4 protein-coding genes are annotated in these 2,804 nt (G+C 25.7%); 3 read left to right on the forward strand and 1 reads right to left on the reverse strand.

Features of this window, described 5'->3' with window-relative positions; genetic code table 11:
* Positions 1-99: 99 nt before the first annotated feature.
* Both D2A34_RS26425 and D2A34_RS26430 read left to right on the forward strand, forming a co-directional pair.
* Positions 100-363: a hypothetical protein gene (locus D2A34_RS26425; protein ID WP_119368353.1), complete on the forward strand. Its 264-nt coding sequence runs from the start codon at positions 100-102 to the stop codon at positions 361-363.
* 294 nt (positions 364-657) lie between these two features.
* On the forward strand, positions 658-972 hold the full coding sequence (locus D2A34_RS26430) for a nitrous oxide-stimulated promoter family protein (RefSeq protein ID WP_119368354.1): 315 nt from the start codon (positions 658-660) through the stop codon (positions 970-972).
* A gap of 470 nt (positions 973-1,442) precedes the next feature.
* On the opposite strand, the gene D2A34_RS26435 is transcribed toward D2A34_RS26430, so the two are convergent.
* Positions 1,443-1,721: a transposase gene (locus D2A34_RS26435; RefSeq protein ID WP_243128402.1), complete on the reverse strand. Its 279-nt coding sequence runs from the start codon at positions 1,719-1,721 to the stop codon at positions 1,443-1,445.
* A gap of 484 nt (positions 1,722-2,205) precedes the next feature.
* Here D2A34_RS26435 and D2A34_RS26440 point away from each other — a divergent pair, with 484 nt between their 5' ends.
* Positions 2,206-2,643 (forward strand): zinc ribbon domain-containing protein, encoded by a 438-nt coding sequence (locus D2A34_RS26440; protein ID WP_119368355.1) that lies wholly within the window; start codon positions 2,206-2,208, stop codon positions 2,641-2,643.
* Positions 2,644-2,804: the final 161 nt, after the last annotated feature.

The following is a 2,804-nucleotide window of genomic DNA, read 5'->3' on the forward strand; positions in this document are numbered from 1 at the left end:
TTATTATGTAAGTGTTAATGATGTAGAAAATAATTTTTATAGCTATGATAAAAATATAGAATTAATAGAAAATAAAACAAATCAGGAGGAGAAGTAATTATGAAAAATAATGCATGGTTTAAATTAGCAGTTGTATCATTAGGAGGAGCTATATTGAGTTTTGTTTTATTAATGGGTATACAAAGCTTTAATCAAAATAGCTACAACATGAATGGAAATTATAATATGCAAATGCAAGGTAGAATGAACTCTCAAGGAAATATGGGAATGATGAATGGAATGAATAATATGCAAGGAAATATGGGAATGATGGGAGGAATGAAAATGCAAGGCGGCATGGGCATGATGAATGGAATGATGTAGTTATAAGGTAGAACCTAGTAGTAAACTACTAGGTTTTTTCTTAAATAAAGAAAATAGATATTAGGGATTGGTATAGAGTATTACAACTTAAATAAATGAATTTAACAATTAAATTTCTAGATATTTTGATTAAAAAAATTTACATATGATAAGAATTTAAGAAAAGCTCTAGTAAGAAATAAAATGAAAATGTAGCTGTCATAAGAAGGATTTATAGTTTTGGCTATGTTTTAATATAATGTTGAAATATAGCTAAAAAAAATTATAGATTGGAATATTGAAAGGTAGATTATAATGACTAAATTTTTTGATAAAGTTAATGATGAAAAGAAAACCATTAAAATAATGATTAAGTTATATTGTAACAAAAAACATTGTACTAATGATAATTTATGTGAAGAATGCGAAGAACTATTGAAATATGCGTATGAACGACTTGATAGCTGTACATATGGAATTAATAAGAGCACTTGTGGAAAATGTAAGGTTCATTGCTATAAGCCAGAAATGAGAAAGAAAATAATTAAAATTATGAGGTTTTCTGGACCAAGAATGACTTATATACATCCCATATTAGCGTTTAAACACCTTATAAAAAGATATAAATAAGAATATTATATTTTAGTAGTGAATTTCAAAAGTAATGTTTCACCTGTTAAGACTATACTTTTTGTAATAACAATAACTGAGGTGAAGAAATTTACTATATATAAATAAATATACATAATAATGAAAATTATAAAAAGATGTGCTTAGGAATATTTATGTCAAGGAATTAAAGCATTTCAGGAATAATAACCATGTAAAATCTGTATAGAAAGTTGAAAAGAAACAATAGAACAAGTTTTTGCTGGTAGTAAATAAAAATATAATATTGAAATATACACATTTAAAAAGCTTAGCCAAAATGAAAATGAAGGTTACGCTTATTTTTGTACACATGAATTTAAAAAAAGATGACAAATCATTTATGGAAAAGGAATGGCTGCTATCGCTTCCACAGCAAATTTAATATTTATATATAGGTTGTTGAATAACTAATTTTTACAAATAGTTATTCAAGAAAATATTCTTAGAAATTATAGATTCCAGGGATATTTTATAGTTTTTATTCCTTGCTGTTTTTTATTAAATTTATCTATTAAGTACGCTAATAAGACCCATTTTATATGACGTTTATATCGTGATTGCCCATAAAGTCTTGGGTTTTCTAAGTTATATAATCCTTTTAATACAGAGAATAATTCCTCTATTTTCAATCTATTTTTATATAATTTTAATCCGATAGGAGATTGAAGAAACGAAGAATTTTCATATCGTTTATCAGTAAACGACTCAATACTTTTAGCCTTACGCATATTTATATCAGTTAACAAATTAAATTCTAAGCTAGAGGCAATTTCAAATCATTCTACTGAATCATATGCTGCATCTGCAAGTATTAAAAGTTGATTATGAAGATATTGCTAATAACTACACTCTAATGTTAAAAAGCAAATTGAACCAGTGGGCATTTTATGTTGTAAGCAAGAAATTAGATAAAAGTTGTACAAGATTTAACAGTCAATTGTAAAAATATGAACAGTTTATATAAATAAAAGATATGATTTATTTATAGATAAATATAGTAGCTTATATAAAATGGAGCATCTAAATGAAATTAGATTGGATTATATTTATAAAGTAATGATTAAAATTGAAAAACATAGATAACTTCATAAAATCTACATAATTATATTGTAATATAAGAAAAAATAAAACAATAATTAAAAGTTGGCATGGTTCTTGCTAAGTATATAAGTGTAAAGAAAAATAATATTTTAGGAAAGGAGGGGAGAAAGTATGAAAAAGGATACAACTTTAAAAATTATTGTTTTCTCGTTACTAGGTTTACTAATTTTATGGTTAGCGAGCTCCTTGTTATTTTCAACAGGAAATGGAATTAGTATAAATTTTAGAGGAAATTATGGAGGTGAGCATATGTATATGGGAAGTAGTTATGGCATTGGATTTGGCGGAACAATATCAGTATTGTTAATGTTTCTTATAAAACTTCTATTCTTTGTATTTGTGGCAGCATTAATAATAGGGCTAATTATAGTAGTAAAAAATAGTATTTTTACACCTGAAGATATTGCAACTATAAAAGGTGCCTTTAATTCAAAAGATAAAACACCTGAGAAAATTTGCGATGCTTGTGGCAAAGCGTTAGATAAAGAATGGAAAGCTTGTCCGTATTGCGGAAAAGAATCTGATAATACAAATGAAGTAGAAAATTAAAAACAATAATTAAAAGTATTATAATCAAAATAGAAAATATGGGGAGGAATATAAAATGATAAATAGAAATCCATGGTTTAAATTAGCAGGTGTATCGATTGCAGGTATAGTATTAAGTTTTGGTGTGCTTTTTGGATTACAAGAATATAACACGTATAAGT

Source organism: Clostridium chromiireducens (assembly GCF_003575225.1).
Lineage (GTDB): Bacteria > Bacillota > Clostridia > Clostridiales > Clostridiaceae > Clostridium > Clostridium chromiireducens.

What these genes read in the sequence shown, in the direction of transcription:
- D2A34_RS26440 (WP_119368355.1), top strand. Translation starts at nt 2,206, where the DNA reads ATGAAAAAGGATACAACTTTAAAAATTATTGTTTTCTCGTTACTAGGT.
- D2A34_RS26430 (WP_119368354.1), top strand. Translation starts at nt 658, where the DNA reads ATGACTAAATTTTTTGATAAAGTTAATGATGAAAAGAAAACCATTAAA.
- D2A34_RS26435 (WP_243128402.1), bottom strand. Translation starts at nt 1,721, where the DNA reads ATGCGTAAGGCTAAAAGTATTGAGTCGTTTACTGATAAACGATATGAA.
- D2A34_RS26425 (WP_119368353.1), top strand. Translation starts at nt 100, where the DNA reads ATGAAAAATAATGCATGGTTTAAATTAGCAGTTGTATCATTAGGAGGA.